Source organism: Streptomyces sp. NPDC005070 (genome assembly GCF_053600395.1).
On sequence record NZ_JBSFZS010000242.1, the window covers coordinates 1 to 5,866 of the forward strand.

Sequence of the window (5,866 nt, forward strand, 5' to 3'; positions counted from 1 at the left end):
GCTCGGCTTCGACGACTACGCCGACATCTCCGACCGCCTCCAGACCATCCTGAACGGCGGCATCCACGCCTCCCACACCCCGCGCGACCGCCGCACGCGGCCGCCCGCAGTCTGCGCGCCGGACACAGCCGCATGGTGCTGATGCCCGCCCCGACCGCCCCCGTGGGCCCGCTCTACCACCGGTTCTTCGCCGAACTCCAGTCCGAGCTGGGGCGGCTCGACTACACGGTCGTGCAGTACGGCAGCGTCGGGCTGCGCGGAGACGAGGCCGCCCGCGCCTGGGCCGAGCTGCGCCCGGTCGCCGTCCTGGTGCCCGGCAGCGGTCTCGGCCCGCAGGGTGTCGCGGTCCTCAAGCGGGCGGGCGCCCGCGCCGTGGTCACCCTCGGCCCCGAACGGGTCGAGGGCGCCCACGCGCTGCTCATGAACCACGACCGGGTCGGCCACTGCGCCGGTGTCCATCTGCTGTCCGGGGGGCGCCGCCGCATCGGTGTGGTGATGCCGGGGGACAGTGGCCTGGAGATCTTCTCCAGGCCTCGCCTCGACGGCGTCCGGCGGGCCGTGCGCGGCACGGACGCGACGGTGACCGAACTGCCGCTGGCGTACGAGGAGGAGGCCGCGGCCCGGCTCGCGGCGCGCTGGCGCACCCTCGGTCTCGACGCGGTCTTCGGTTACAACGACGAGTACGCGATGCTCCTCATGCGCGCCCTCCAGGACGAAGGCGTCGCCGTGCCGGACGAGACCGCCGTCGTCGGCGCCGACGACCTCATGCTCGGCCGGCTGCTGCGGCCCCGGCTGAGCACCGTGCACCTCGATCTGCCCTCCGGCCGCGACCTCGCCGAGCTGGTCGACCGCGTGGTCCGCGAACCGGGCACCGAGCCCGAGACGCACGAGGTACTCGGCGCACGAGTGGTGCACCGCGCGTCGAGCTGAGAGAGGCTGGTGCCGCAGCAGGCAGACGGTCGCCGCCACGCGACACCGAGCCTGTTCGCCCGGCCCGTGCTCGGCGGGGCGGTCCCGTGCCGGACCTCGGACCCGGCGGTATCGGACACCGGAGGAGCGTCATGCGGACCACGGTCGGCATCATCGGCGCGGGCCCTGCAGGACTTCTGCTGGCCCGGCTGCTGCACCGGACGGGGATCGACTGTGTCGTCCTGGAGAGCAGGGACCGCGCGTACGTCGAGCACCGCCAGCGGGCCGGCATGCTGGAGCAGGGCACGGTCGACGCCCTGCGCGAATGCGGAGCGGGCGAGCGGCTGGACGCCGAGGGCCTGGTCCACCACGGGATCGAGCTGCGCTTCGAGGGCGAGCGCCACCACATCGACTTCCCCGGGCTCACGGGTGGCCGGACCGTCACGATCTACGCCCAGACGGAGATCGTGAAGGATCTCGTCGCCCTCCAACTCGCGGACGGGCCACCCCTGTTGTTCGAGGCCGAGGCACTCGCCGTGGAGGAGCCGGACAGCGCCTCGCCCGTCGTGCGGTTCGCGTACGAGGGACGCGAACGCACGCTGGACTGTGACTGGGTGGTGGGCTGCGACGGCGGCCACGGCGTCGCGCGCGCCGCGTTCCCGGCCGGGACGGGCCGCTCGTACGGGCACGACTACCCGTACTCCTGGCTCGGCATCCTCGCCGATGTGCCGCCCTCCTGCGAGGAGTTGATCTACGCCCGGGGTGCCACCGGCTTCGCCCTGCACAGCATGCGCTCCCCGTCGGTCTCCCGGCTCTACCTCCAGGTCCCGAACGGCACCGACGCCGGCGACTGGCCCGACGAGCGCGTCTGGGACGAACTGGCCGCGCGTTTCGCGGTCGACGGGGACTGGCGGCTGGAGCGCGGACCCGTCACCGCCAAGTCGGTCACCCCCATGCGCAGTTGGGTCCACGAGCCGATGCGCCACGGGCGGCTGTTCCTGGCCGGGGACGCCGCCCACATCGTGCCGCCGACCGGCGCCAAGGGACTCAACCTCGCGGTGTCGGACGTACGGCTCCTGGCCCGCGCGTTCGCCGGACTGCACCGCACCGGTTCGACGGACCTCCTGGACGGCTACTCGCGGACGGCCCTCGAACGTGTGTGGCAGGCCACACGATTCTCGTACGACATGACTAAGATGTTGCACGCTCAACCAAATGGCGATGCCTTCGAACACCGGATGCAGCTCGCGCGACTGCGCCGGATCACGGCATCGCGTTCCGCCGCCGCCGAACTGGCAGCGAACTACACGGGACTTCCGCTGGCCCCCCAGCCGCAGGAGTCCGCGGAGTCCCGCTGGTGATCAGTGACCGATCGGAGAGCCGACATGCCGCTGCTCGACCCCACGACCTGGCAGTCCCGCCCCCTCTCGGGCGATGAGCACACCGTCACCGAACCCGCCACCGGCGAGAGCCTCGGCACGGTCACCCTCGCCGCCGCCGAGGACGTCGCGAGCGCCGCGCGGACCGCACGCGCCGCACAGACAGAGTGGGCCAGGGCCCCGCACTTCGTCCGCGCCGCCGTACTGCGCCGGGCGGGCGATCTCTTCGCCGCGCACGCCGACGAGCTGCGCGACTGGATCGTGCGGGAGTCCGGCTCCATCCCCGGCAAGGCGGACTTCGAGCTGCACGTTGCCGCCCAGGAGTGCTACGAGGCGGCCGCCCTCGCCTCCCGCCCGACGGGCCAGATCCTGCCGTCGGAGGCCCCGCGGCTGTCGTACACGCGCCGCGTCCCGGTCGGCGTCGTGGGCGTGATCGCGCCCTTCAACGCGCCGCTGATCCTCTCGATCCGCTCGGTCGCCCCGGCGCTCGCGCTCGGCAACGGCGTCGTCCTGAAGCCGGATCCGCGCACGGCCGTGTGCGGCGGCCTCGCGCTCGCCGCCGTCTTCGCCGAGGCGGGACTTCCCGACGGGCTGCTCCAGGTCCTGCCCGGGGGCCCCGAGGCCGGCCGCGCCCTCGTCACCGACCCGCTGATCCCGGTCATCTCCTTCACCGGCTCGACCGCCGCGGGACGCGCGGTCGGCGAGGCGGCCGGACGTCATCTCAAGCGCGCGCACCTGGAGTTGGGCGGGAACTCGGCCCTGGTCGTCCTGGAGGACGCCGACATCGAGGCGGTCATCTCCACGGCCGCCTGGGGCTCGTTCTTCCACCAGGGGCAGATCTGCATGACCACCGGCCGTCACCTGGTCCACGCCTCGCTGTACGAGGAGTACGTCGAACGGCTCGCCGCCAAGGCCGACTCGCTCGCCGTCGGCGACCCGCACCGCGAACAGGTCCACCTCGGACCCATCATCGACGACGCCCAACTCGCCAAGATTCACGGGCTGGTGGAGTCCAGCACCGCAGGCGGCGCGAAGCTGGCCGCAGGCGGCACGCACGACCGGCTCTTCTACCGGCCCACCGTCCTCGCCGGAGTCGACGACACGACCCCGGCGTACGCGGAGGAGGTCTTCGGCCCGGTCGCCCCGGTCCGCTCCTTCGGCACCCTCGACGAGGCGGCGGCCCTGGCCTCGGCGGGACCGTACGGCCTGGCCCTGGGGATCGTCACCCGGGACACCGCCCGGGGCCTCGACCTCGCCGAACGCGTCCCGACCGGAATCGCGCACATCAACGACCAGACCGTCAACGACGAGGCCGTCGCACCCTTCGGCGGTACGGCCGCCTCCGGCACCGGCGCCCGCTTCGGCGGCGAGGCCAACCTGGACGCCTTCACCGACCTGCGGTGGACGACGGTGCGCGGGGACGTGGCGGGCTACCCCTTCTAGGGGGAACCGGCGGCTTCCAGGGAGAACGGCGGCTTCCACAGGCAACCGGCGGCGCGGCGCGCCGAGGACCTACTCGGCGTCCTTGGCCTGCTCGGCGCCGGTGCCCTGCTCCTTGGCAGCGGCCTGCTGGGCCGCGACCGACTTGCGGACCTCGTCCATGTCCAGCTTCCGGGCCTGCCCGATGACGTCCTCCAGGGCGGCGGCGGGCAGCGCCCCGGGCTGGGCGAAGATCGCGACCTGGTCGCGGACGATCATCAGGGTCGGGATCGACTGGATCTCGAAGGCCGCGGCCAGCTCCGGCTGCGCCTCCGTGTCGACCTTGGCGAAGACCAGGTCCGGGTTGGCCTCGGCGGCCTTCTCGTAGACCGGGGCGAACTGACGGCACGGCCCGCACCACTCCGCCCAGAAGTCGATCAGGACGAACTCGTTGTCCGTGACCGTCTGGTCGAAGTTCTCCTTGGTGAGCTCAACGGTGCTGCTCATTCCACTTCCCTCTTCCTCGTGTCCGGGTCATGCAGGTCAGCACAACGTCACCCACCGGGGGCCTATTCCGGGTGCGTACCCGTGTGGCCACGGCGCACACCAACAACCAGACTGGCCCCATGACGGAAACGGAATCCATCGCCTACGACGTCGTGGTGCTCGGTGCCGGACCCGTGGGGGAGAACGTCGCCGACCGCGCCCGCGCCGCCGGCCTCTCCACCGCGGTCGTGGAGAGCGAACTGGTCGGCGGCGAGTGCTCGTACTGGGCCTGCATGCCCAGTAAGGCCCTCCTCCGCCCGGCCCTCGCCCGCGCCGACGCCCGCCGCGTACCCGGCCTGTCCGCCGCCGTACAAGGCCCCCTCGACGCCTCCGCGGTGCTCGCCCACCGCGACTACTTCACCTCGGACTGGAAGGACGACGGCCAGCTCGCCTGGCTGGACGGCATCGGCGCCGACTTCCACCGCGGACACGGCCGGCTCGCCGGACCGCGCACCGTGACGGTCGACGGGCCCGACGGCGAACGGCGCCTGCTGACCGCCCGGCACGCGGTCGCGGTCTGCACCGGCACCCGCGCCCTGCTCCCCGACCTCCCGGGCCTCGCCCAGGTCAAGCCGTGGACGAGCCGCGACGCCACCTCCGCGCACGCCGTGCCCGGACGGCTGATCGTGGTGGGCGGCGGGGTCGTGGCCGCCGAGATGGCCACGGCCTGGCAGGCGCTCGGCTCCCGGGTCACGCTTCTGGTCCGCGGCAAGGGCCTGCTGCCCCGCATGGAGCCCTTTGCCGGAGAACTGGTCGCCGAGGCCCTGACCGAGGCGGGCGCGGACGTCCGCACCGGCATCTCGGTGACGGCCGTCTCGCGCGAGAACTCGGCCGTGGTCGCCCTCACGGACACCGGTGAACGCTTCGAGGCCGACGAGATCCTGTTCGCGACCGGCCGCGCGCCTCGCACCGACGACCTCGGCCTGGAGACGGTCGGCCTGGAGCCGGGCAAATGGATCGAGGTCGACGACAGCCTCCGGGTCGCCGGCAGCGACTGGCTGTACGCGGTCGGCGACGTCAACCACCGCGCGCTGCTCACTCACCAGGGCAAGTACCAGGCCCGGATCGCGGGTGCCGCCATCGCCGCCCGTGCCGCGGGCGTGCCGCTCCTGGAGACGGACCCCTGGGGCGCGCACTCCGCCACCGCCGACCACGCGTCCGTCCCTCAGTGCGTGTTCACCGACCCGGAGGCGGCGGCCGTGGGCCTCTCCCTCGCGGAGGCGGAGCAGGCCGGTCACCGGGTCCGGGCCGTGGACGTCGACATGACCTCGGTGGCCGGCGCCGGACTGTACGCGGACGGCTACCGGGGCAAGGCCCGCATGGTCGTCGACCTCGACCGCGAGATCATCCTCGGTCTCACCCTGGTCGGTCCCGGCGTCGGTGAACTCATCCACTCGGCGACCATCGCCGTCGTCGGCCAGGTCCCGGTCGAACGCCTGTGGCACGCCGTCCCGTCGTACCCGACGGTCAGCGAGGTCTGGCTGAGGCTCTTGGAGGCGTACCGGGACGCGTGAGCCGGACGTCCTCCAGCTCGCCAACATCACCGACCGGGACACCCCCGACACCAAGAACTACCTGACGTACGCGCTGGATCTGAGCGGCTACGGCAAGCA

Annotated in this window: 4 protein-coding genes and 1 pseudogene; 4 read left to right on the top strand and 1 reads right to left on the bottom strand. The window is 72.9% G+C overall.

Translation table 11 applies throughout. The features are described 5' to 3' along the window. Positions 1-90: 90 nt before the first annotated feature. The 3 genes and pseudogenes from ACWEBX_RS36655 to ACWEBX_RS36665 all read left to right on the top strand — a co-directional run. Positions 91-930, top strand: a pseudogene (locus ACWEBX_RS36655) (substrate-binding domain-containing protein); the annotation flags it as partial. 131 nt (positions 931-1,061) lie between these two features. Further along, entirely contained in the window at positions 1,062-2,270 is a 1,209-nt protein-coding gene (locus ACWEBX_RS36660; RefSeq protein WP_451889071.1) for a 4-hydroxybenzoate 3-monooxygenase, read from the top strand. Between the two features lie 24 nt (positions 2,271-2,294). Continuing rightward, positions 2,295-3,731: an aldehyde dehydrogenase family protein gene (locus ACWEBX_RS36665; RefSeq protein ID WP_451889074.1), complete on the top strand. Its 1,437-nt coding sequence runs from the start codon at positions 2,295-2,297 to the stop codon at positions 3,729-3,731. A gap of 69 nt (positions 3,732-3,800) precedes the next feature. Here the strand turns inward: ACWEBX_RS36665 and trxA are convergent, their stop codons facing one another. Beyond that, a complete protein-coding gene (trxA, locus tag ACWEBX_RS36670) occupies positions 3,801-4,214 on the bottom strand; it encodes a thioredoxin (protein WP_451889072.1) in 414 nt (137 codons plus the stop codon). A gap of 119 nt (positions 4,215-4,333) precedes the next feature. Here trxA and ACWEBX_RS36675 point away from each other — a divergent pair, with 119 nt between their 5' ends. Beyond that, complete coding sequence (locus ACWEBX_RS36675) at positions 4,334-5,767, top strand: dihydrolipoyl dehydrogenase family protein (RefSeq protein WP_451889073.1); 1,434 nt, start codon at positions 4,334-4,336, stop codon at positions 5,765-5,767. Positions 5,768-5,866: the final 99 nt, after the last annotated feature.